This window comes from Streptomyces sp. NBC_00539 (assembly GCF_036346105.1).
Taxonomy (GTDB): Bacteria; Actinomycetota; Actinomycetes; order Streptomycetales; family Streptomycetaceae; genus Streptomyces.
Window position 1 is genome coordinate 779,996 of the sequence record NZ_CP107811.1, and the last position, 21,702, is coordinate 801,697.

At 74.1% G+C, this 21,702-nt stretch carries 23 protein-coding genes; 13 read left to right on the forward strand and 10 right to left on the reverse strand.

Features of this window, described 5'->3' with window-relative positions; genetic code table 11:
* Nucleotides 1-92 precede the first annotated feature (92 nt).
* On the reverse strand, nucleotides 93-296 hold the full coding sequence (locus tag OG861_RS03550; protein ID WP_030228921.1) for a cold-shock protein: 204 nt from the start codon (nucleotides 294-296) through the stop codon (nucleotides 93-95).
* Nucleotides 297-532: 236 nt separating this feature from the next.
* Nucleotides 533-1,495: an NADPH-dependent F420 reductase gene (locus OG861_RS03555; RefSeq protein WP_330261209.1), complete on the reverse strand. Its 963-nt coding sequence runs from the start codon at nucleotides 1,493-1,495 to the stop codon at nucleotides 533-535.
* Between OG861_RS03555 and OG861_RS03560 the strand changes: the two genes are divergently transcribed.
* On the forward strand, nucleotides 1,403-1,894 hold the full coding sequence (locus OG861_RS03560; protein ID WP_330261210.1) for a hypothetical protein: 492 nt from the start codon (nucleotides 1,403-1,405) through the stop codon (nucleotides 1,892-1,894). The two genes, OG861_RS03555 and OG861_RS03560, sit on opposite strands and share 93 nt — an antisense overlap.
* A 69-nt stretch (nucleotides 1,895-1,963) precedes the next feature.
* Here OG861_RS03560 and OG861_RS03565 read toward each other — a convergent pair whose 3' ends face one another.
* The 4 genes from OG861_RS03565 to OG861_RS03580 all read right to left on the reverse strand — a co-directional run bounded on the left by OG861_RS03565 (nucleotide 1,964) and on the right by OG861_RS03580 (nucleotide 5,711).
* Entirely contained in the window at nucleotides 1,964-3,325 is a 1,362-nt protein-coding gene (locus tag OG861_RS03565; protein WP_330261211.1) for an FAD-dependent oxidoreductase, read from the reverse strand.
* Nucleotides 3,326-3,473: 148 nt separating this feature from the next.
* Nucleotides 3,474-4,007: a GNAT family N-acetyltransferase gene (locus OG861_RS03570; protein ID WP_329200602.1), complete on the reverse strand. Its 534-nt coding sequence runs from the start codon at nucleotides 4,005-4,007 to the stop codon at nucleotides 3,474-3,476.
* 71 nt (nucleotides 4,008-4,078) lie between these two features.
* Nucleotides 4,079-5,146: a GNAT family N-acetyltransferase gene (locus OG861_RS03575; protein ID WP_330261212.1), complete on the reverse strand. Its 1,068-nt coding sequence runs from the start codon at nucleotides 5,144-5,146 to the stop codon at nucleotides 4,079-4,081.
* A gap of 76 nt (nucleotides 5,147-5,222) precedes the next feature.
* Nucleotides 5,223-5,711 (reverse strand): cupin domain-containing protein, encoded by a 489-nt coding sequence (locus tag OG861_RS03580; RefSeq protein WP_330261213.1) that lies wholly within the window; start codon nucleotides 5,709-5,711, stop codon nucleotides 5,223-5,225.
* Between the two features lie 257 nt (nucleotides 5,712-5,968).
* Here OG861_RS03580 and OG861_RS03585 point away from each other — a divergent pair, with 257 nt between their 5' ends.
* The 4 genes from OG861_RS03585 to OG861_RS03600 all read left to right on the forward strand — a co-directional run bounded on the left by OG861_RS03585 (nucleotide 5,969) and on the right by OG861_RS03600 (nucleotide 10,063).
* Nucleotides 5,969-6,553 carry an HPP family protein gene (locus OG861_RS03585; RefSeq protein WP_329200597.1) on the forward strand — a complete coding sequence of 195 codons (585 nt, stop codon included), beginning with the start codon at nucleotides 5,969-5,971 and terminating at the stop codon, nucleotides 6,551-6,553.
* Between the two features lie 150 nt (nucleotides 6,554-6,703).
* Nucleotides 6,704-7,453: a VOC family protein gene (locus OG861_RS03590; RefSeq protein WP_330261955.1), complete on the forward strand. Its 750-nt coding sequence runs from the start codon at nucleotides 6,704-6,706 to the stop codon at nucleotides 7,451-7,453.
* Between the two features lie 55 nt (nucleotides 7,454-7,508).
* Nucleotides 7,509-8,567, forward strand: coding sequence for a PHP domain-containing protein (locus OG861_RS03595; RefSeq protein ID WP_329200595.1), 1,059 nt, complete (start codon nucleotides 7,509-7,511; stop codon nucleotides 8,565-8,567).
* 134 nt (nucleotides 8,568-8,701) lie between these two features.
* On the forward strand, nucleotides 8,702-10,063 hold the full coding sequence (locus OG861_RS03600) for an NAD(P)/FAD-dependent oxidoreductase (RefSeq protein ID WP_330261214.1): 1,362 nt from the start codon (nucleotides 8,702-8,704) through the stop codon (nucleotides 10,061-10,063).
* Nucleotides 10,064-10,153: 90 nt separating this feature from the next.
* On the opposite strand, the gene OG861_RS03605 is transcribed toward OG861_RS03600, so the two are convergent.
* On the reverse strand, nucleotides 10,154-11,023 hold the full coding sequence (locus OG861_RS03605) for a UbiA family prenyltransferase (RefSeq protein ID WP_330261215.1): 870 nt from the start codon (nucleotides 11,021-11,023) through the stop codon (nucleotides 10,154-10,156).
* Nucleotides 11,024-11,131: 108 nt separating this feature from the next.
* On the opposite strand from OG861_RS03605, the gene OG861_RS03610 reads away from it, so the two are divergent.
* The 3 genes from OG861_RS03610 to OG861_RS03620 are packed head-to-tail and all read left to right on the forward strand — an operon-like array spanning nucleotide 11,132 to nucleotide 13,772.
* A complete protein-coding gene (locus OG861_RS03610) occupies nucleotides 11,132-12,193 on the forward strand; it encodes a type III polyketide synthase (protein WP_329200589.1) in 1,062 nt (353 codons plus the stop codon).
* 14 nt (nucleotides 12,194-12,207) lie between these two features.
* Nucleotides 12,208-12,747 carry an isoprenylcysteine carboxyl methyltransferase family protein gene (locus OG861_RS03615; RefSeq protein WP_329202585.1) on the forward strand — a complete coding sequence of 180 codons (540 nt, stop codon included), beginning with the start codon at nucleotides 12,208-12,210 and terminating at the stop codon, nucleotides 12,745-12,747.
* Nucleotides 12,744-13,772, forward strand: a complete 1,029-nt coding sequence (locus OG861_RS03620) for an NAD(P)/FAD-dependent oxidoreductase (RefSeq protein WP_329200587.1) — start codon at nucleotides 12,744-12,746, stop codon at nucleotides 13,770-13,772. The genes OG861_RS03615 and OG861_RS03620 overlap by 4 nt, the downstream gene beginning before the upstream one ends.
* 73 nt (nucleotides 13,773-13,845) lie before the next feature.
* Here the strand turns inward: OG861_RS03620 and OG861_RS03625 are convergent, their stop codons facing one another.
* Nucleotides 13,846-15,096 (reverse strand): hypothetical protein, encoded by a 1,251-nt coding sequence (locus tag OG861_RS03625; RefSeq protein WP_330261216.1) that lies wholly within the window; start codon nucleotides 15,094-15,096, stop codon nucleotides 13,846-13,848.
* A gap of 176 nt (nucleotides 15,097-15,272) precedes the next feature.
* On the opposite strand from OG861_RS03625, the gene OG861_RS03630 reads away from it, so the two are divergent.
* The 4 genes from OG861_RS03630 to OG861_RS03645 all read left to right on the forward strand — a co-directional run bounded on the left by OG861_RS03630 (nucleotide 15,273) and on the right by OG861_RS03645 (nucleotide 17,817).
* The gene (locus OG861_RS03630; RefSeq protein WP_329200583.1) at nucleotides 15,273-15,590 is read left to right on the forward strand and encodes a hypothetical protein; all 318 of its coding nucleotides are present in this window, start codon (nucleotides 15,273-15,275) and stop codon (nucleotides 15,588-15,590) included.
* Nucleotides 15,591-15,695: 105 nt separating this feature from the next.
* Nucleotides 15,696-15,887: a DUF6381 family protein gene (locus OG861_RS03635; RefSeq protein WP_329200581.1), complete on the forward strand. Its 192-nt coding sequence runs from the start codon at nucleotides 15,696-15,698 to the stop codon at nucleotides 15,885-15,887.
* Nucleotides 15,888-15,903: 16 nt separating this feature from the next.
* Nucleotides 15,904-16,413: a mycothiol transferase gene (locus OG861_RS03640; protein ID WP_329200580.1), complete on the forward strand. Its 510-nt coding sequence runs from the start codon at nucleotides 15,904-15,906 to the stop codon at nucleotides 16,411-16,413.
* A gap of 255 nt (nucleotides 16,414-16,668) precedes the next feature.
* Nucleotides 16,669-17,817, forward strand: coding sequence for a serine hydrolase domain-containing protein (locus OG861_RS03645; protein WP_329200578.1), 1,149 nt, complete (start codon nucleotides 16,669-16,671; stop codon nucleotides 17,815-17,817).
* Nucleotides 17,818-17,886: 69 nt separating this feature from the next.
* Here the strand turns inward: OG861_RS03645 and OG861_RS03650 are convergent, their stop codons facing one another.
* Nucleotides 17,887-19,239, reverse strand: coding sequence for a M64 family metallopeptidase (locus OG861_RS03650; RefSeq protein WP_330261217.1), 1,353 nt, complete (start codon nucleotides 19,237-19,239; stop codon nucleotides 17,887-17,889).
* Nucleotides 19,240-19,376: 137 nt separating this feature from the next.
* On the opposite strand from OG861_RS03650, the gene OG861_RS03655 reads away from it, so the two are divergent.
* Nucleotides 19,377-20,735: a tetratricopeptide repeat protein gene (locus OG861_RS03655; protein WP_329200574.1), complete on the forward strand. Its 1,359-nt coding sequence runs from the start codon at nucleotides 19,377-19,379 to the stop codon at nucleotides 20,733-20,735.
* 20 nt (nucleotides 20,736-20,755) lie between these two features.
* Here the strand turns inward: OG861_RS03655 and OG861_RS03660 are convergent, their stop codons facing one another.
* The gene (locus OG861_RS03660) at nucleotides 20,756-21,685 is read right to left on the reverse strand and encodes a LysR family transcriptional regulator (protein WP_329200572.1); all 930 of its coding nucleotides are present in this window, start codon (nucleotides 21,683-21,685) and stop codon (nucleotides 20,756-20,758) included.
* Nucleotides 21,686-21,702 lie beyond the last annotated feature (17 nt).

Here is a 21,702-nt window from a genome sequence, read left to right on the forward strand (position 1 = left end):
GCGGAACGCATCCCGCATCAAGGCCCCGGCAACGCGTGGGGGCCCGCACCTCACGGTGCGGGCCCCCACGTCGGTCACACGCCAAGGTTGCGTCAGGCGGGAACGATGTTCTCGGCCTGGGGGCCCTTCTGGCCCTGCGTGACGTCGAAGTTCACCTTCTGGCCTTCCTGAAGCTCACGGAAGCCCTGGGTGGCGATGTTCGAGTAGTGGGCGAACACGTCAGCGCCGCCACCGTCCTGCTCGATGAAGCCGAAGCCCTTTTCCGCGTTGAACCACTTCACGGTGCCAGATGCCATATGAGTTTCTCCTTCGGGGCTGTACCCGGACCCACACTGTGCGGGAACCGGTGTTGAAGTAATGATTGCCCCGTCCGAAAAGCATCGGAATAAAGTTTTTGGGAACCACAACTGCAACTGCGCTGACCGTAGCACAGTGCAGACCCTCAGGCACGGAAGGTTTCCGCGTTTTCATTCCCAACGCCGTGAACCTTCACCGGCATTCGCCGGATTTCTGTACCGGCGGCAACAGATATTCAGCCGCGGAAGGCCGCCGGCCTCTCCGGCGAGGCCTCCGCGAGCGCCTTGGTGACGGCGTCGACGCCCGCGCGCAGGCCGTACACCGGGGTGTCGGGCTGCTGACGCCAGGAATCGTCGATGCCGCCCGCGTCGACGGTGTCGAAGCCGAGCTCGTCGATGAGCGCCCGTACGGTCTTCTTCGCCGCCTCGTCGTCGCCGGCGACCGGCAGCGCCATCCGGTCGGGGGCGCCGGCCGGCCGGTGCCGTTCCAGGATGTCGACGGCGTAGGTGCCGTTGAAGGCCTTGACGACCGGGTGGCCCAGGTGGCTTTCGGTCCAGCGGCTCTCGGTCAGCCCCTCGTCCTCGATGCCGGGGATGCGGCCGTCCCGCTCCCGGGGGTAGTAGTTGCCCGTGTCGATGACGGCGAAGCCCTCCGCCGCGCCGTCGAAGAGCCCGGCGGGCAGGTCGGGCACGTTCTTGAGCGGGACGGTGACCACGACGACCTCCGCGCCGCGGGCCGCCTGCGCGACCGTGACGGGCGTGGCGCCGGTCTCCTCGGCGAGCGCCGCCAGCGTTTCGGGTCCGCGGGAGTTCGCCACCGAGACCTCGTGTCCGAGGGCGGTGAGCCGACGGGTGAGGTTGCCGCCGATGTTGCCGGCGCCGATGATGCCGATCTTCATGAGCTCTCCAGTGCAGTGCGGGTTTCGGGTATCGCCTTTGTCCGAACCCCACTGGACCCGACGGCATTCCGGATCCTTCGACACGGCCCGGTGGATTTTCAGCCATTCTCCGCAGCGCGAGAACCGAAGTGGCCCGAGAGAGGTCTTTCGGGGCAGCGCCGGGGACCGTACCGGCGCGTTTCGCACCACGGGGAAAGGTACGAAAATATGCCCAAGCTTCTGACCAAGCGCACGGCCATTGCCCTCACCACCGCGGCGACCGCCGCCGCGGCCGCGCTCTCCCTGGCCTTCGTCACCCATGCGTCCGCCTCCGCGCCCGCCCCGGGCACCATTCGGGCGGCAGCCGCACTCCCCTCCGTGTCGGGCAGCCCCGAGGGCGCGTTCACCCGTATCGCCGACTTCTACGGCTCCTACATCGACGCGGTGTACGACGGTGACGGCAAGACGGCCGACCAGCTCCGCGCCTCCTACCTCTCCAAGCCCCTCCAGCAGGAGCTCAGGCAGTGGGAGGAGGCGAACCACGCGAACGGCGTGCTGCGCGCCCAGAACGTGCCCCTCCAGTGGAAGGTCGACTCGACCGGCAGCGGGACCGGCAAGACGAACGCCACGGTCACCCTGACCTGGGGCGGCGGCGACACCACGGAGATCCACGTCCAGGCCGACCTCAAGACGCGCAAGATCACCTCGATCAAGGACTGATCCGCGCACCGGCACGGCGAGGGGGCCCCGCCGGCGGCGGGCCCCCCTCGCCGTGCCGTCCCTCGGCTCTTACGCTCCGCTCGCGCCGAGCATGTCCTCGCGCTCGACCAGCTTCACGCGCTCACGGCCCTGCGGTTCACCGAGCGCCTTCTCCGCGGCGTCCAGCTTGTACCAGCCCTCCCAGGTGGTGAACCGGACCTGCCGCTCCGCCAGGAACGCCTCGACGGCCTCCGGCGCCGGCGAGGCCGGGGTGAGCAGCCGCCCCTCGGCGTGGTCGGCGAGCAGGTTCGCCACCGTCTCGTTCGCGTCGCCCTTGGTGTGGCCGATCAGGCCGATGGGTCCGCGCCGGATCCAGCCGGTGACGTACGTCGAGGGCAGGTGCGCCCCGGCCTCCATCACCCGGCCGCCCTCGTCGGGGACGGTGCCGGACTCGACGTCCCAGGGCAGCTTGGGCAGTTCGTCGGAGAGGTAGCCCACGGCCCGGTAGACCGACTGCACGTCCCAGTCGGTGAAGCGGCCCGTGCCCTTGACGTTGCCGGTGCCGTCGAGTTCCGTGCGCTCGGTGCGCAGGCCCACGACCTTGCCGTCCTCGCCGAGCACCTCGACGGGCGATTCGAAGAAGTGCAGGAACAGCTTGTGCGGGCGGTCGCCGGTGTCGCGGATCGCCCAGTTCTCCAGGGTCTTGGCGACCATGTCGGCCTGCTTGTTGGCGCGGCGGGCGGCGATCGAGCCCTCGTCGTAGTCGATGTCCTCGGGGTTGACGATGACCTCGATGTTCGGCGAGTGGTCCAGTTCCCGGAGCTCCATCGGGCTGAACTTCGCCTGCGCCGGGCCGCGACGGCCGAAGACGTGCACTTCGAGGGCCTTGTTTGCCTTGAGGCCTTCGTAGACGTTCGGCGGGATCTCCGTCGGCAGCAGTTCGTCCGCCGTCTTCGCGAGGATGCGGGCGACGTCGAGCGCGACGTTGCCGACGCCCAGGACCGCGACCTTCTCGGCCTCCAGCGGCCACGTGCGCGGGACGTCCGGGTGGCCGTCGTACCAGGAGACGAAGTCGGCGGCGCCGTAGGAGCCGTCCAGTTCGACGCCGGGGATCCGCAGCTCGCGGTCGGCGGTGGCGCCCGTCGAGAAGATCACCGCGTCGTAGAACGCGCGCAGCTCGTCGAGGGAGATGTCGTTCGGGTAGTCGACGTTGCCGAAGAGGCGCACCTGCGGCTTGTCGAGCACCTGGTGCAGGGCGGTGATGATGCCCTTGATGCGCGGGTGGTCGGGGGCGACGCCGTAGCGGATCAGCCCGAAGGGGGCCGGCATCCGTTCGAAGAGGTCGATGGAGACGCCCGGTTCGGCGGCCGCCTCGGACTTGAGCAGCGCGTCGGCCGCGTAGATACCGGCGGGGCCGGCGCCGACTATCGCTACCCGCAGAGGGCGAGGCATGTGTGGGTTCCCTTCGACCGACAAACTGGCTGATCAAGGTGAACCCTAAGCTAAGGCCACCCTAACCAGGCACCCGCCCCCTTCTTATGACCCCATAAACAGCTCTTATGACATCCCAAAGGGATGCTTGGGGGATCGGGCGGCGTCCTCAGGCCTCGTACTCGGTCAGGTCGATGAAGTGGACGTCGAGCAGGGCTCCGGTGCCGGGGGCCTCGACCCGCCGCTCCGACTCCATCCCCAGCTTGCGGATGACGTTCTCGGACTCCTCGTTGCCGGCCCGGTTGACCGCGATCACCCGGTCCAGCCCCCGGTCCTGGAGGGCGAACTCCAAGGTGGCCTGCGCGGCTTCCGAGGCGTACCCCTGTCCCCAGAACGGCCGGCCCAGACGCCAGGTGATCTCCACGGCCGGCATGACCTCGGGCAGCCACTCCGGCACCGTCAGACCGACGGCGCCGATCAGCTCACCGGAGGCCAGCAGCTCGACGGCGAACTGGCCGAAACCCTCCTCGTCCCACTCGTCCTCCCAGCGCTCGATGGCGTCGGCCGTCTCGTCCAGATCGAGCGTGGAACCGTCACCGATCCAGCGCATCACCTCGGGGTCGGCGTTGATCTCCGACAGCGGGACGAGGTCGTCGTCGGTCCAGCGGCGGAGCAGGAGGCGGGGGGTACGGATCTCGGTCATGCCCTCATCCTGCCGAACACGGCCCCACCAGGGTTAATCGGGCCGGTCGGGCGGGCCACCCGGCCGGGCTTTCAGGGGCGACGCAGCAGGTAGTGAACGGCGCCGTCCGCGGAGCCGTCCCGTGCGAAACCGGCCCGCCGGACCACGGCGTGCGAAGGCCCGTTGGCGACGTCGACCACGGCGCGCAGCGCGGTCGGCCCGGGCTGCGCGAAGGCCCATCCGGCCAGGGCGCGCAGGGCTTCGGTGGCGTGCCCGCGGCCCCGGGCCGAGGGGAGGAGGTCGTAGCCGATCTCCGCCTGGCCCTCGGGGTCGGGAGCGCCGTGGAAACCGATCCCGCCGATCGCCCTGCGGTCGGCCTCGCGGACGATGGCGTACGGGCCCCAGCCGGGGTGGTACTCCCCGACCTCGCGTGCCAGGCCCAGCATCCCGGCGGCGATCCTGGTCCCCTCGGGCGGGCCGTCCTCGGCCCAGACGAAGCCGCCGTTACCGCCGGTGTGCAGGTCGGCGGCGGCCGAGGGGCTGATCTCGCACAGCACGACGCCCTTCCCGCGGACGGGGTCGGCGTACCAGCGCCAGTGCCGCCGGCGGGGCAGGCCGGGGAGGTCGGCCCGGCCGGTGGCCGCCAGGAGCGTGTCCCACGCGTCCGCCCCGGCCGGGCGCGGTGCGTGCGGGAAGAGCCGGTCGAGGACCAGGGCGCTGGTGTGCGGGGAGCCGGTCCAGCCGGTGGCGCCGAGGCCGTGCAGGATGTCGTGGGTGTGCAGCAGCACCTCGGTGGCGCCCATGGCGGCGAACCCGTCGGCGCCGGCCGCCCCGGCGGGGTGCCAGGCGCGGTCGTCCGGGCGAGCCGCCAGGACGGTGGCCGCCAGCACGCGTCCGCTCGCCTCGACGAGGTCCGTCAGGCGGCCGGGGGTGGTGCCGGGGGCGACGCCGACTCTGATCGGCAGCCAGGACGCGGGCGCGCGGGACGCCAGCTGCCCGGCGAAGGCCGTCAGGTCTCCGGCCAGGTGGACGGCGGTGTCGTGGCAGCTCCACTCCAGCCCTGCCGCCGGCCGGGACCAGTCGCGGTCCGCGACCTCGCGCAGGGCGGCGACGGCTTCCCCGACGGTACGGGTGAGGTCGAGGGCGGTGAAGGCGGTCATGACGTGGACCTTAGGCCGTACGGGGGCCGGGGAGGACGGCCGGGGCGCCCGGGAGACGGGACCCGGTGCGGCGTGTTCAGTCGGGAAGGCCCGAGCCGCAGCGGGAGCAGAAGCGGGCGTCCCGTTCCGGGGCGAGCCGGCCGCAGTCCGCGCACACGCGGTGCAGGAGGCAGGCCGTCTCACCGCCCTCGGGGGCGGGCGGCGTACCGATGCCGAGGCCGGGGCGACGGGGGTGGACCGTGAGGTAGGCGATGCCGTCGGGGCCCGCGGTGAGGGCGCGCCGGGTGTTCTTGGACAGCAGGGCGGCGGTGTGGGGCCGCAGGTCGTGGGGACCGTCCTCGGTGTCGAGCCGGCCGCTGCCCTCGACCACGACCAGCAGGACGTCGAGCGCCGGTTCGCGGTGTTCGGCGATCGCCCCGCCGGACGGCAGCCGGATGAGGTTCGCGTCCAGTACGCGCCCCGCCTCCGTCAGCCGCCAGAGCGCGCCGGTGGCGTCGGCGGGAGCGTCGGCGATGACCGCGTCCAGGTCGGTGGGGGCACCGGCGAGGTGCGAGCGCGTGGTCATGTTCGTCCTTCCTGGTCCCTGAACGGGAGTCCCCGGCTCCTCGGCGGGAGTCCCCCCGTCCCTCGACGGGAGTGCCCGGTGACCCCCGCAGTCATACACGATCGGTTCCGGTCATTCGTGGCTGATGCGGCCTTTGCCCGCCCCCGGCGACCAGTGTCGTACGCCTGACCGATAAGATCGGGCCACCGCTCCCCCGCCCCGCCCTTGCGCCGTGAACCCCGGCCCGGCCGCCCGCACCGGAAAAACGCCTGCCCCACATGAGTTCCGACACCGCCCTGTACCCGACCCCGCCCGTCACCGACGGCTTCGCTCCGCCAGGGCCCGTCGTCCCCGAGCGGTCCCGCCAGGTCCGGGTGCCGACGGGCCGGGCTCCGGCGCGGCCGACCCCGGCCGCGGCCTTCCACAGCGTCAGCGCCGTCACCACCGTACTCCTGGCCCTCGTGGCGATCGGCACGATGATCCACGAACCGGTGCTGATACCGCCGCTCGCGGCCAGCGCCGCCCTCGTGCACAGCGCGCCCACGCTGCCGCTCGCGCAGCCGCGCGGTGTGGTGCTGGGGCACCTGCTCGGTGCGACCGTCGGCTACGGCGCCCTCGCCCTGGCCGGCAGCAGCGCATGGGCGGCCGCCGTCGCCGCGGGCATCACCCTCGCCCTGCTCATCGTCGCGCGGACCCCGCACTCCGCGGCCTGTGCGACCGCCGTCATCGTCGTGCTCCAGAGCCCGGCGCCGGCCAGGTTCGTGCCGCTGCTGTTCGGTTCGACGGTCCTGCTGGTCCTCACCGGTTACGCCGGCTCCCGTATCCGCCGAAAGGCCCCGAAGTACCCTGCCTATTGGTGGTGACTCCGCAGTGGCGCGCCTCCGCGCCACCGAGGGTGCTCGGGCGCTACTTCTTGTGACCGGACGGCGCGGTCACGGTGGCGGTGAAGGGCGGAACAAGCGGTGGAGATTTCGACGAAGGACGTTTTCGGAGCACCCTGCTGGGTGAGCCTGATGGCCCGTGACCTGGAGGCCTCCCAACGTTTCTACGCGGCCGTGGTGGGCTGGAGCTTCCGCCGGACGCGCCTGGGCGAGGGCTTCTCCGTGGCCCGGGTCGACGGGGTTCCGGTGGCCGGCATCGGCGCCCTCGCCGGGGACCTGGCGGTGCCCGTCGCCTGGACCCCTTACTTCGCGGTGGACGACGCGGACGTGGCGGTGGGCCGCATCAGGGAGCGCAGCGGCACGGTGGCCGTCGGCCCGGTCTCCTTCCCGATCGGCGGCCGCGGCGCCATGGCGGCCGACGTGGACGGTGCGGTGTTCGGGATCTGGGAGGGCCCGGTGTCCCCCGACTGGCGGGTGGGCCGCGGCCCCGCCCCGGCCTGGCTGGAACTGCGGACCCGCAACGCGTTCGACGCGGCGCTGTTCTACGGGGAAGTGCTGGAGTGGGCCACCGGCCGCCCGGGCTGCTGCGAGGTGTCCTACGAGGAGGACCAGGTGGTGCTGCGCCACGAGGGGGAGCCCGTGGCCCGGCTGAACAGCGGACCGGTGGAGGCGGCTTCCTACAGCCCGCACAGCCGGCCCCGCTGGCACGTCCACTTCCGGGTGCCGCGCCTGGAGCCGGCCATCGAGGCGGCCGTCGCGATGGGCGGCCGCAGCGTCTCGGACATCACCTCCAACGCCCGGGAGCGGTGGGTGGCGCTGCGCGACCCCGACGGGGCCCTGTTCACCCTCACCACCTCCCTGACGACGCCGCTGGCACTCTGATCTCCGACGTGCCCGCTCCGGCGTCCCTTGCCACACTGGGCGCAGGAGGTGCGCGATGGACCCGGTGGCGGCGCTGAACCGCATCGCCTTCCTGCTGGAACGCGGCCGGGCCCCGACGTACCGGGTGCAGGCCTTCCGCACGGCTGCGGGTGTCGTCGAGCGGCTCGGCCCGCAGGAGGTGGCCGAGCGGGCGGCGGCCGGTTCGCTGGAAGCCGTGAAGGGGCTGGGGCCGAAGACCGGCCAGGTGGTGCGGGAGGCGCTCGCCGGGGAGATCCCCGGTTACCTGCGCAAGCTGGAGGACGAGGTCGCGGCGCACCCCGAGGGGCCGCCCGCCACCGAGGCCGCCCGTGCGCTGCGGGCGGCACTGCGCGGGGACTGCCACCTGCACTCCGAGTGGTCCGACGGCGGCAGTCCCATCGAGGCCATGGGCCGTACCGCCATGGAGCTGGGGCACGAGTGGGCGGTACTGACGGATCATTCGCCGAGTCTGAAGGTGGCCCGGGGGCTCTCGCCGGAGCGGTTGCGCGAGCAGCTGGACGTGGTGGCGGAACTGAACGCGGGGTGGGCGCCGTTCCGGCTGCTCACCGGCATCGAGTGCGACATCCTCGCCGACGGGTCGCTCGACCAGGAGCCCGAGCTGCTGGACCGGCTCGACGTGGTGGTGGGCTCCGTGCACTCCAAGCTGCGCATGGACGCTCCGGCCATGACCCGGCGGATGCTGGCGGCGGTGCGCAACCCGCTGATGGACGTGCTGGGGCACTGCACCGGACGCCTGCTGACGGGGAGGACCCGGCCGGAGTCGGAGTTCGACGCGGCCGCCGTCTTCGCGGCGTGCGCGGAGTCCGGTACGGCGGTGGAGATCAACAGCAGGCCGGAGCGGCTGGACCCGCCGCGGCGGCTGCTGCGGCTGGCCGTGGAGGCCGGGACCCTGTTCGCCGTCGACACGGACGCGCACGCCCCCGGGCAGCTGGACTGGCAGCTGCTGGGCTGCGAACGGGCCGTGGAGTGCGGGGTGACGGCGGACCGGGTGGTCAACACCTGGCCGGCGCCGGAGCTGCTCGCCTGGACCCGCACCCGCCGCCCGCCGGTTCGGCGCTCCCAAGCCGTCTCCTAACCCCGGCTCGCGCCCTACCGGGCCCTGCACGGGCCCTGTCCGGGCGTGAAACGGGCAGGAAGGGTTCACGGGCCGCGGGCGCGGGGCAGACGTACCGGACACAGCAACCGACCTTTTGCGAAGGGACCTGCACCGTGTCGCGATCGAGGATTCTCGTAGTGGGCGCCGGCTTCGCCGGGGTGGAGTGCGTACGGCGCCTGGAGCGCCGGCTGTCCCCCGCCGAGGCCGAGATCTCACTGGTCACACCGTTCTCGTACCAGCTCTACCTGCCGCTGTTGCCCCAGGTCGCGGCCGGGGTGCTCACCCCGCAGTCCGTCGCCGTCTCGCTGCGCCGCAGCAGCAAGCACCGGACCCGGATCATCCCGGGCGGGGCGATCGGCGTCGACCCGAAGGCCAAGGTCTGCGTCATCCGCAAGATCACCGGGGAGACCGTCGACCAGTCCTACGACCTGCTGGTCCTCGCCCCCGGCAGCGTCACCCGGTCGTTCGACATCCCCGGGCTGGGCGAGCACGCCCGCGGGATGAAGACCCTCGCCGAGGCCGTGTACCTGCGCGACCACGTGATCGCCCAGCTCGACCTCGCCGACGCCAGCCAGGACGAGGCCGAGCGCACGGCACGGCTGCAGTTCGTGGTGGTCGGCGGCGGTTACGCCGGTACGGAGACGGCCGCCTGCCTCCAGCGCCTGACCCGCCACGCGGCGACCCGATACCCGCGGCTGGACCCGGAGCGGATCAAGTGGCACCTGGTGGACCTGGCGCCGAAGCTGATGCCGGAGCTCGGCGACAAGCTCGGCAAGGCCGCCCTCGACATCCTGCAGAGGCGCGGCATCGAGGTCTCGCTCGGCGTGTCGGTGGGTGAGGTCGACGCCGAGAAGGTGACGCTCACCGACGGCCGGGTGCTGCCGAGCCGCACCCTGATCTGGACGGCGGGGGTGGCCGCCAGCCCCCTGGTGGGCACGCTGGACACGGAGACCCTCAAGGGCCGCCTGGTGGTGCGCCCCGACCTGACGGTGCCGGGCGCCGACGGGACCTTCGCCCTCGGGGACGCGGCGGCCGTACCGGACCTGGCGACGGGCGGCGACGCCCTCTGCCCGCCGACGGCGCAGCACGCCATGCGGCAGGGCCGGGCCGTCGCCGAGAGCGTCATCGCGACGCTGCGGGGCCGGACTCCGCGCCCGTACGTGCACAAGGACCTCGGCCTGGTGGTGGACCTCGGCGGGAAGGACGCGGTCTCCAAGCCGCTCGGCATCGAACTGCGGGGCCTGCCGGCGCAGGCGGTGGCGCGCGGCTACCACTGGTCGGCGCTGCGTACCAACGTCGCCAAGACCCGGGTACTGACGAACTGGCTGCTCAACGCGGTCGCCGGGGACGACTTCGTCCGTACCGGCTTCCTCGCCCAGCGGCCCGCGACGCTGCGGGAGTTCGAGCACACCGACGCCTACCTGACTCCGGCGCAGGTCCGGGAGCACACGGCGGCGCTGCACGCGCGCGGCTGAGCCGCGCCCGGGTCCGGTCCCGGCGGTCTTCGAGGACCCTGAGGGCTGTCCCGCGCCGCCCGGCGGGCGACGCGGGCTATGCGACAGCCCTCAGGCGGTGCCCGCGCCGCGGGCCAGGAGCAGGGTGACGTCGGCGGCCGCGACCGCGAGCGTGCCGAGGAACGGGGCGCGGCCGCGGCCCCGGCCGGTGGCGAGCAGCACGGCCGCCGTGAGGGCCAGCAGCCCCCACCCATAGGGCGTCACCGGACCGGGCGGGCCGAGGACCAGCGCGGCGGCCGAGCCGAGCACGAGGAGGGCGGCCATCGCGGCCGAGCCGCGGGCGCCGAGCCGCTGCGGGAGTCCGGTCACGCCCGTGGCCAGGTCGTCCGCGATGTCGGGCAGGACGTTGGCGAAGTGGGCGCCCGCACCGAGCAGGGCGGCCGCCGCTCCGAGCCAGAGCGGCGGCCACGGCTGCCCCGGGAGGCCGAGCGTGACGAAGGCCGGCAGCAGACCGAAGGCGAGGGCGTACGGGAGCCAGGACGCGAGGGTGCGCTTGAGCCACAGGTTGTACGCCCAGGCGGCCGCGACCGCGCAGAGGTGCACGGCGCCGGCGAGCCATCCCGAGGCCAGGGAGAGCGGTACGCACAGCGCCAGCGCCACGACTGCGGCGGCGCTCACGGTCCCCGGCGCCACGGCGCCCGCCGCGAGCGGCTTGTCCGGCCGGCCCGTGAGCCGGTCGCGCCGCATGTCGGCCCGGTCGTTGGACCAGCCCACCGAGAGCTGGCCGAGCGCGACGGCTCCGGCCGAGGCCGCGCAGCCGGCGGTTCCCCGGCCGGTGGCTGCGGCCAGCACGGCGGTGAAGAGGGTGACGGCGGCCGCCGGCAGCGGGTGGCAGGCGGCCAGCAAGGCGGTGGCGACCGTCCCGGAGCCGGGTTGTGCGGCGGTTTCGCCGGGCGGTGCGGTGGCGCGGGTTGCGGGCACCGCCCCACGTTAAGGGCCGGGCGTCCCGTCGTCCGGGACCGGCGTGCGGCGGCACGCCCGGTTCGTACGGTTCGGTGAAAAAGACCGTTTCTTCCCTATGTTGGGGCGATGACACGTGTCCTGGCAGTGAGCAGCGTGTTCCCGCCCCACGCGTACCGGCAGCCGCAGATCACGGAAGCCCTCGCCCGCTGTCTGCCGCCGGGCTCCGACACCGGCCTGCTGCGCCGGGTGCACTCCTCGGTACGGGTCGAGCGCCGCCACTTGGCGCTCCCGCTGGAGCGGTACGGGCCCGGCAACGACTTCGGGGCCACCAATGCCCTGTTCCTCGAAGCGGCGCTCGACCTCGGCTCCCGCGCCATCGGACTCGCCCTCGCCGAGAGCGGCCTCGCCGCCCGGGACGTGGACCTGGTCATGTCGACCACGGTGACCGGGCTCGCCACGCCTTCGCTGGAGGCTCGGCTCGCCGCCCGCACCGGCCTGCGGCCGGACGTACGGCGCCTGCCGCTGTTCGGGCTCGGCTGTGCGGCGGGCGCCGCCGGCCTCGGCCACCTGCACGACCACCTCACGGGCCGGCCGGGCCACGCCGCCCTGCTGCTCTCCACGGAACTGTGCTCGCTCACCCTCCAGCCCACCGACACCTCGATGGCGGCCCTGGTGGCCGGAGGGCTCTTCGGGGACGGGGCAGGCGCGCTGCTGGCGGTGGGGGCCGGCCATCCGCTGTACGGGAGCGCCGATGGCCCCACGGTGGTGGACGCGCGCAGCCGCCTCTACCCGGGAACCGAGGCCCTGCTCGGCTGGGACATCGGCCACTGGGGTTTCCGCATGGTGATGGGCCGTGAACTGCCCACCCTGGTCAGGCTGCACGTCGCCGAGGAGGTGGAGGCCTTCCTCGCCGGGCACGACCTCAAGCCCGCCGACGTGGCCGCCTGGATCTGCCATCCGGGCGGTCCGAAGATCCTCGACGTCCTCGGGGAGGCCCTGGGGCTCCCGGACACGGCCCTCGCGGCGAGCCGCCGTTCGCTCGCGACTGCGGGCAACCTCTCCTCCGCCTCCGTGCTGCACATCCTCGGCGAGGTCCAGAGCGCCGGTCCGCCTCCGCCGGGCTCGATCGGGCTGATGATCGCCTTCGGCCCGGGCTTCGCCTCCGAACTCGTCCTCCTGCGCTGGTGATGCCGATCATGCCCATGCCCCTGTACCTGCTGCTGCTCGCCCTCGTCGCGGGCGAGCGGCTGGCCGAACTCGCCGTGGCCCGCCGCAACGCCGCGTGGAGCCGGGCACGCGGCGCCCGGGAGTACGGCCGCGGCCACTACCCGGCCATGGTCGCGCTGCACACGGCCCTGCTCGCGGGGTGCGCCGTCGAACCCTGGGCGGCGGACCGCCCGTTCCTGCCCCTGCTCGGCTGGCCCGCACTCGCGGTGGCCGTGGCCGCGCAGGGGCTGCGCTGGTGGTGCATCGCCACCCTCGGCCCGTACTGGAACACCCGGGTGCTGGTGCTTCCCGGGCTGACGCCGGTGGCGGCCGGGCCCTACCGGCTGCTGCGCCACCCCAACTACCTGGCGGTGGTGGCCGAAGGGCTCGCGCTGCCGTTGGTCCACTGCGCCTGGGTGACGACGGCCGGTTTCTGCGTACTGAACGCGCTGTTGCTGCGGGTGCGGATCCGCTGCGAGGAGTCCGCGCTCACGTACGCCCGTACCGGGGGCAGCCTCGTGGTCGCCGCGCCGTGATCGACCTGCTGGTGGCCGGCGGCGGTCCGGCCGGGCTGGCGACGGCCATCCAGGGAGCCCTGGCCGGGCTGGAGGTGGTGGTGGCCGAGCCGCGCCCGACCCCGATCGACAAGGCCTGCGGGGAGGGGCTGATGCCGGGCGGCGTGCGCCGGCTGGCGGAACTGGGTGTCCCGGTGGCGGGCCGCGCCTTCCACGGGATCCGCTACGTCGACGGGCTGAGCGGACTGAGCGCGCAGGGGCTGTTCCGGGACGGCCCCGGGTGCGGGGTACGGCGCACGGACCTCCAGGCGGCGCTCGCGGCCCGGGCCGCGGACCTGGGCGTACGGGTGGTCGCGCGGCGCGTGGAAGAGGTCCGCCAGGACGATCACCGGGTCGGGGCGGCGGGTCTGACCGCCAGGTACCTGGTGGCGGCGGACGGCCTGCACTCGCCGGTCCGGCGCGCCCTGGGCCTGTCGGCGCCGCCCGCGCCGGGGCGGCCTGCCCGCTACGGCCTGCGCCGCCACTACGCGGTGGCGCCGTGGAGCGAGCTGGTGGAGGTGCACTGGGCCCCGCGGTGCGAGGCGTACGTCACTCCGCTCGGACCCGACCGGGTCGGGGTGGCGGTGCTGACCTGCGAACAGGCCCCTTTCGACGTACAACTGGCCCGTTTCCCGCTGCTGTCGGCCCGGCTGCCACCGCCCGGGCCGGGTGACGCGGTGCGCGGGGCGGGGCCGCTGCGGCAGCGCTCGCGCGCGAGGGTGGCGGGGCGGGTGCTGTTCGTGGGGGACGCGGCGGGTTACGTCGACGCGCTGACCGGGGAGGGCCTGACGCTGGCGCTGGCGGCCGCGGGCGAACTCGTACGGTGTGTCCGCGCGGGGCGGCCGCAGGAGTACGAGCGGGCCTGGCGGAAGGTGTCCCGGAGCTACCGGGCGCTGACCGGGGCCCTGTTGTGGGCACGCGGGCAGCCCTGGCTGGCGGGGCGGATCGTGCCGCTGGCCGCCCGGTTGCCGGGGGTGTTCACGCGGGCGGTGAACCTGCTCGCCTGAAGGCCCGCGGGGCCCGGGCGGCGCCTCTCGCGCGGCCCGGGCCCCGCGGCGGGACCGTCAAGGGGGCACGGCGTCAGGCGCCCTCGGCCTCCTCGGCCACCGGGGCCATCGGGACCGCCGGGACCGCCGGGACCGCCGGGACCGCCGGGACCGCCGGGACCGCCGGGACCGCCGGGACCGCCGGGACCGCCGGGACCGCCGGGACCGCGGGGGCCGCGGGGGCCGCGGGGGCCGCCGGGACCGCCGGGGGGCCGTACATCAGGGCCAGCCCGGCCAGTACGGAACCCGCGCCGGCGCACAGCACCGTCACGACGCCCGCCCAGGCGTGGGGGCCGCCCAGCGCCCCGGCCAAGGGGTCGAACACGGCAATGCCGCCGGCGAGATGGAGCGCGACCACCCCGAGCGCGGCGACCGCCGCCGCCCGCCACACCGCCGGGGTGTCCCGCACCGCCAGCAGCACGCCGAGCCCGAGGCAGAGCACCGCGACGACCGTCGCCAGATGGCCCACGGGGCCGGCGGCCGGCAGGGCGGCCGGGTCCCCGGGCAGGTGCACGACCCCGCACAGCAGCAGTGCGGCGGCCGCGGGCCAGCGCAGTACGTGGTGCAGGACGCCGGGCCGCGCCCGGGCGGGCTCTCGGCCGGGGGGCGGGGGCGGCTGCGGGGCCTGCTCCGAGCGGGGCGCGGTGTCCGGGTCCTCGGGGATTGCGGCACCGGGGCCGCCACCGCCCCCCTCCCCGCCGCTCTCGCCGTCCCCGCCGTCCCCGCCGCCCCCGGCCTTCTCGGCATGGGCGGTGGGGGCGGTGGGGGCGGTGGGGGGCTCGCCGGCGGCGGGTACGTCCGCGGGGGGTCCGTGCGGCGAGGCGGCGGGTTCCGTCGGCCGGCCGGAGCCGCCGCCGAGGGTCCGGGCCAAGATCGCCACGTCCTCGACGGACCGGCCGAGGGCTGCCGCACGCAGCGCGATCCCCGCCTCGACCTCCCCGTCCGCAGGCTCGCCCAGCAGGGCGACCATGAGCCGGACGTCGTCGACGGAACGCGACACGGCGGCCGCGGCCACCGCCTCCTGTCCGGACCGGGACAGCAGACCCGTCTCCTTCAAGAGGCCCACCAGGGCCGTGACCTCCTCGACGGGCCGGCAGGTGGCCGCCGTGTCCAGCAGGGTCCGTACCGTCTCCGGTGACACTCCGGCCGACGCGACGGCCGCAGGAGGTCCGGGGCTGGCGGATCCTTCGGTCGGCTCGGAGTGGGCGTGGGCCCCGTCCCGGACGCTTTCGGGGTCGCCGTCGGGGTCCTCGTACCGGGCCGCGCGGAAGTTGAGGTCGTTCATGAAAGGCTCCGTTCGCCGACGCACGGGTCCGCACAGCGCGCATGGTGCGTCATGGGAAGAGCACGTTTAGTTGCATTGAGGGGCACGTGCGTGCACTGCGCCATTCGGGGCGGGCAAACGGGGGGTGGGCCGGCCCCTGGTGATTCCCCGGGCCGCCTCGGGGCAAGCGGTGTTGCATGACTGTCTATCTCGTCACCATCCCCGGGACCCTGCTGACCGAGCTCACCCCCGAGGCGCGGACGCAGCTGGTGAGCGCGCTGCGGCCGGCGGATCCGCGGGGCACCGAGCTGGGGGTCGCGGAGGACCTGGACATCCTGTCGTTCTACTCCGGCTCCTCCGCGTTCAGCCTCCACGTCGAGGTCGAGGCCTCCGACACCTCGTCGGCGGTGGACAAGGCCCGGGACCTGGCGTCGTCGGCGCTGCACGGCGCGGGACTGGATTCCGGTACCGCCCCGCTCGGGGACCCCGTGATCACGGGGATCGCCGGCGAGTAGCCCACCTGCGGTGACGGGGCCGGGGAAGGCTTCGAGATGCGTGCGCGCCGCGCGGCTGATTCCCTGGTTCCGCCCGCTCTCCACCACTGAGCCAAGGAGCAGATCATGAGCGTTGCAGGCGGATCCGGTGGCCGGTCGCGGCAGTTGCGCGAGAAGGCCCAGGAGATGAGGACCGCGGCCGAGCGGTCCAGCGACCCCCAGGAACGCAAGCGGCTCGAGGACAAGGCCCGCCGGCTCCAGGAGCAGAGCGAGATGGAGAGCCGGATGATCGACGATCCGGGCATGGACCTGCGGTAGCGGGACCGGCTGCGCCGTGAAGGCCACGGAGGTCTTGGCCGACGCCTACGGGCGTGTCCGCGAGGTGGTGCACGAGGTGCTGGACGGGCTCTCGGCCGAGGAGCTCAACGCGCGCGTCGACCCGGCGGCGAACTCCGTCGCGTGGCTGGTCTGGCACCTGACCCGGGTGCAGGACGACCACGTGGCGGACGCCGCCGGGCTGGAGCAGGTGTGGCATGCCGGGGGCTGGTCGGAGCGGTTCGGCCTGCCCCTGCCGGCCGACGCCACCGGCTACGGGCACACGGCGCGGGAGGCCGGGAAGGTCCGCGTCGAGTCGGGCGAGCTGCTGCTCGGCTACTTCGACGCGGTGCACGAGCAGACCCTGCGGTTCGTGCGGGGTCTGGGCGCCGCCGACCTGGGCCGGGTGGTGGACGAGCGCTGGGATCCGCCGGTCACGCTGGGAGTGCGCCTGGTGAGCGTGCTGACGGACGACCTCCAGCACGCCGGCCAGGCCGCTTTCGCCCGCGGGGTGCTGGAGCGCCGGTAGCGCTGCCCGGAGCCGCCGTCCGGCCCTCGCGGCCGGGCGGCGCGCCGTGTTCGGGCGGCGGGCGGCGGGCGGCGCGCCGTGTTCGGGCGGGCGGCGTTCGGGCGGCGGGGGTGGCCGCCGCACGGCCTTCGCCGGGGCACCGTCGGATCCGGGGGCGCCGGAGCGATGAATCCGGGGCGCCCCGGGAGTCTTGACTGCCGAGGCCGGTACACCGCCGGCCGCACACCCGTTACGGCCATCGGGAGAGGTGGGGTCATGACCAGCCTGCGCGAGATCCTGGCATCGCACGTGGACAGCGGCTACCTGGCGGGGGCGGTGGGCCTGGTGGCCCGCGGTGACCGGGTCGAGGTGGCGGCGGTCGGCTCGGCCGGGATCGGCGGCCTTCCCCCCGTGGCCCGGGACACGATCTTCCGCGTGGCCTCGCTGACGAAGCCGGTCACGGCAGCTGCGGCGATGACACTGATCGAGGAGGGGCGGCTCGCCCTCGACGAACCGGTCCGCGACCTGCTCCCGGAACTCGCCTCGCCCGTGGTCGTCCGTACGCCGTCGAGCCCGCTGGACGACGTGGTGCCCGCCGAGCGGCCCATCACCGTGGAGCACCTGCTGACCTTCCGGGCCGGGTACGGCTTCCCCGCGGACTTCTCACTGCCCGCCGCACAGGCGCTGTTCACCGAGCTCAAGCAGGGCCCCCCGCAGCCCCAGCTGACCGCGGAACCGGACGCGTGGATGAAGACGCTGGCCCGGATCCCGCTGCTGTACCAGCCGGGCGAGGCGTGGCTCTACAACGCGTGCTCCGACATCCTGGGCGTCCTGATCGCCCGCGTCTCGGGGCAGCCGCTGCCCGAGTTCCTCGCGGAGCGGATCTTCGAGCCGCTCGGCATGCGGGACACGGGCTTCGCCGTTCCGGCGGCCGATCTGGGCCGCTTCACCGACTACTACCGGGCCGGCGGCGAGGGCGCCCTGGAACTGGTCGACGCCCCCGACGGGCAGTGGAGCCGGATGCCGGCCTTCCCGTCCGCGGCGGGCGGGCTGGTCTCGACGGCGGATGACCTGTACGCCTTCGGCCGGATGCTGCTCGCCGGCGGGACCGTCGACGGACGGCGGCTGCTCCGCGCCGAGTCGGTCCGGCAGATGACCACCGACCGGCTGACCCCGGCCCAGCGGGCCGGGGGCGCGCTCTTCCTGGAGGGGCAGGGCTGGGGGTTCGGCGGCAGTGTGGACGTCGCACGCCTGAACCCCTGGAACGAGCCGGGGCGTTACGGCTGGATCGGCGGTACCGGGACGGCGTCGCACATCGTCCCGGCCACCGGCACCGTCACCGTTCTGCTCACCCAGCGCGAACTGAGCGGCCCGGCCTCGCCCGCCCACATGCAGGAGTTCTGGCGGTACGCGGCCGGGTCCTGACCCGGGCCGCGGCCCACGATCCGGTGGCGCCCGGCCGGTGGTGAGCGGTCAGAGGTCAGCGCTCAGCAGTCAGCGGCGCACGCTCCAGCCCACGGTGGTGCGCATGCTCGCGGCGATCTTCGGGTCGCGTACCGAGGGGGTCCGGTCCTCGGCCGTGACCGTCAGCTTGTGGGTCCGCCCTCCGGAGAGGGACAGCTCCCCCACCCGTACGTCGCTGCGCCCTGCGAATCGTTTCAGCTCGTGCCCGTCCAGGTACCAGCGCACCACGAGCTGTCGGCCGTCGGCGCTCGCGAGACGGAGGACGGAGACCTTCGCCCGGTCCCGCGTGCGCAGGGTGCGGTCGGTCGGGGTCAGTGCGGTGACGGTGTGGGCGTGCCGGTGGAAGCCCGCGATCATCGCCTCGACGCCGGGGAGGCTGAACGGCTTGCCGAGCACCCGCATGATGGAGTTGTCGGTCGGCCGGTTGAGGCCGGTGACGAAGTAGCCGCCGCCTTCGTACGCGCCCACGGTGCCGCCGTCCGGGGACTGTTCGCCGAGCCAGCGGTACCACTTGGACCGGGTGTCGCGCATGCCGTCGGCGGTGAGGGTGGAGGTGTTGGACTCGGCGGGCTCGGGGCCGGTGTAGTGCTCGTAGCCGGGGGTGCCCGGATAGAAGTACTCGTCGGCGAGCTTGCCCAGCGAGTGGCCGGTCTCGTGGATGGCGACCTGGCCGGACTTGGCGTTCCCGGCGGAGGCGGTGGAGATCCCCTCGTAGCCGAGGGTGGGGCTGGGCTCGTTGTAACCGGCCCCGCCGTACTTGGTGCTGTTGGACAGGACGATCACCAGGTCGGCGGCGGGCGCCTTCGCCACGTACGCGTCCACCTTCGGCTGGTCCACGCACAGCAGCCGCTCGATGTCCTCGCACCAGAAGTAGGAGCCGAGCGCGGTGTCCCGGGTGGTGGCCCGGTCCGGGTCTCCGGAGATGCCGGACTCGCGGGAGACGGCGTCGACCGTCCAGACGTTGAACAGGTTGCGGTAGGTCGCGTACGGCTCCACGGCCGTGACCTCGGCCCACTTCTGCCGGGCGTCGTCGTGGAACTTCCCCAGTTCGGCCGCGGTGTAGCCGTCACCGATGACGACGACGTCGAGGCGGTCCGCGGTGGGCCCGTTGTCGACCGTCTTGGTGACCTCGCCGTCCGCCTCGCGCTCGGCGGGGGAGAGGCCGGTCGGCGCCTTGTCGCGGCCGGCGGCCGGCACGCGGACGTTTCCGGAACCGGCTTCGCCGCCCTGTTCGGGCCCGGGTATCTCGACCTGTACCCCGTGCGGTGCGGCCGGGCCGGGTGGCGGGGCGGCCGCCCCGGCAGGTACGGCGGCCAGGAGCACTGCGCCCGCGCCGAGGGCGGCGACGGCCAGACGGACGGTCGAGCGGATGGGTGACCCCATGAAGTCCCTCCCCGAGGAACATAAACAATAAGATAAGCAGGCTTAACTGGGTGCTTAAGTTAGGGGCGCGTACAGGACGCGCGCAATGGGCATCTCCCGCTGAATACTGGGGATTTCACGTGACCCGAGGGGACTTCATGGACGAACCGGCTGAAATCGGACGCCGGGTACAGCGCCTGCGTGCCGAACGCTCACTGACCCAGCGGCAGTTGGCGGAGCCGGTGTACACGCCGGCCTACATCTCCACCCTTGAGTCGGGCCGGGTCCGCCCCTCCGAAGCCGCCCTGCGCTTCCTCGCCGACCGCCTCGGCACCTCCTACGAGGAACTGGCCACGGGCCGCCCCGCCCATCTGGCCACCGAGCTGCGCCTCGCGCTGACCGACGCCCAGCGGGCGCTGGCCACGGGCGCCGCCGACGAGGCCGCCGTCCTCTTCCGCAGGCTCCTCACCGACGCCGAACAGCTCGGCCTGGACCCCGAACGGGCGGAGGCGCTGCTGGGGCTGGGCGACTGCTGCCTGGAGGGCGGGGAACTCGCCGACGCCATACGTCACTTCGAGGAGGCGGAACGGCTGCTGGCGCACGAGCCGCTCCCCCGTCGTGCCCGCGCCGTCCGCGGCCGGGCCGTGGCCCACCTGCTCGCCGGGGAACTGCGCTATGCGTGCTACCTCCTGGAATCGGCCATCGACGAGCTGAACGCGAGCGGGCTGGGCGACCCCGAGGCGCTGGTCCTGCTCTACGCCGCGGCGATCGGTCCGTACATGGACATGGGGGCCCACGCCCGTGCGGCCCACGCCGCCGAACTGGCCCTGGCGCTCGCCGGGCAGGTGCAGGACCCGGCGCTGGTCGCGGGCATGCACCGGCAGGTCGCGCGCACCTTCCTCGCGGAGGGGCGGATGGCCGACGCAGACGCCTCCCTCGCCAAGGCCCAGGCGGTCTACCGGCAGTTGAGGCTGCGCACCGACCTGGCGCACTGCCACTGGATGCGCGGCTACGTCCAGGCTCAGCGGGGCGAGCTGACCGCCGCCGAAGCGGAGTTGCGCACCGCCCGGGACATGCTCGCCGCCAAGCGGGCGGCGCTGTACACCGCCCAGGTGGAGGTCGAGCTGGCCGACGTACTGCGCCGGCTGGGCCGGTACGACGAGGCCACCGTGCTGCTGTCGGCGCTCCTGGAACTGGGTGAGCACCACGGCGCCGTGCACGCGGGCGGAGCCCACCGGCTGCTCGGTCTGATCGCCGAGGAGCGGGGTGACGCCGAGGCCGCGGAGGAGCACTACGTACGGGCGCTGTCGCTGCTGGAGCGCAGTGGGGCCAGCGGTGATCTCGCGGACCTGTGCCGGCTCCTGGGAGACCTGCTGCGCCGCTGCGGCCGCACGGAGGCCGCCTTGGACGCGTACCGCACGGGCCTCGGGCACCGGGCGGTCCCGGGCACCACGACGCTGGGCCCCGCACCGGCGGCTCCGGCGGGGACCCCTGCCGCTCCCCCGGAAGCGGGCTGAGGCGGCGGCCCCCGGGGCCCTCACGCACCGCGGGGGCCCTGCGTGTGCCGGGCCGCGCGGGCGGTGCAGGAGCGGGCGACCTCGTCGGCGAAGAGGCGGGCCGGCGGGGGCAGGGCGCTCCAGCGGCGGACGGCCCAGCCCACCGCGAGGGGTGGCAGGGCGGGGACGGGCAGCAGCCTGAGCGGTCCGTCGCATCCGGGGACCCGCCAGCCGGGCAGGGCCGGCACCAGGGCGTGGCCGAGCCCGAGTTCGGCCAGCAGCAGGGCGGTGTCCCAGTCGGCCACGCTGGTGTCGGAGCGGCTGATCCGGACACCGCGGGCGGCGAGGGCGGCGTCGAGGTGGGCGCGGGAGGCGGAGTTCTCGGGGAGCCTGATGTGCCGGATGCCGCTGAGCTCCGCGGGTTCGAGGCGGGCCCGGGTGGCGAGGGGGTCGTCGGCGCCGACGGCGAGGACCCAGGGCAGGTGCATGACGGGGCGCTGCTCGATGCCGCGGACTTGGTCGCCGATGGTGATCCAGGCGAGGTCGAGGTCGTCGGCGGCGAGGGCGGCGAAGCAGCTGCGGCTGGAGTTCTCGGTCTGGAACTCCAGGCTCACGTCGGGGTGGCGGCGGCGGAAGGTGACGACGGCCTCGGACATGAAGTGCCGCACGGTGGTGGCGCCGGTGGTGACGCGCACCGATCCGGCGTCCCCGTGGACGAGGTCCTCGAGGCGGCGCAGGGCGCCGTCGAGACCGGCCATGCCGTCGGCGGCGGCCGTGAGCAGGATGCGGCCGGCCTCGGTGGGGACCACTCCGCGGGCATGGCGTTCCAGGAGGGCGACGCCGGTCTCCTTCTCCAGGCGTCGGACGTGCTGGCTGACGGCCGGCTGGGTCCGGCCGAGGTCGCGGGCGACGGCGCTGAGGCTGCCGGTGCGGCACACGGCGACGAAGACGCGGAGGTCGTCGAGGGTCATGAGGGCCAAGCTACAGC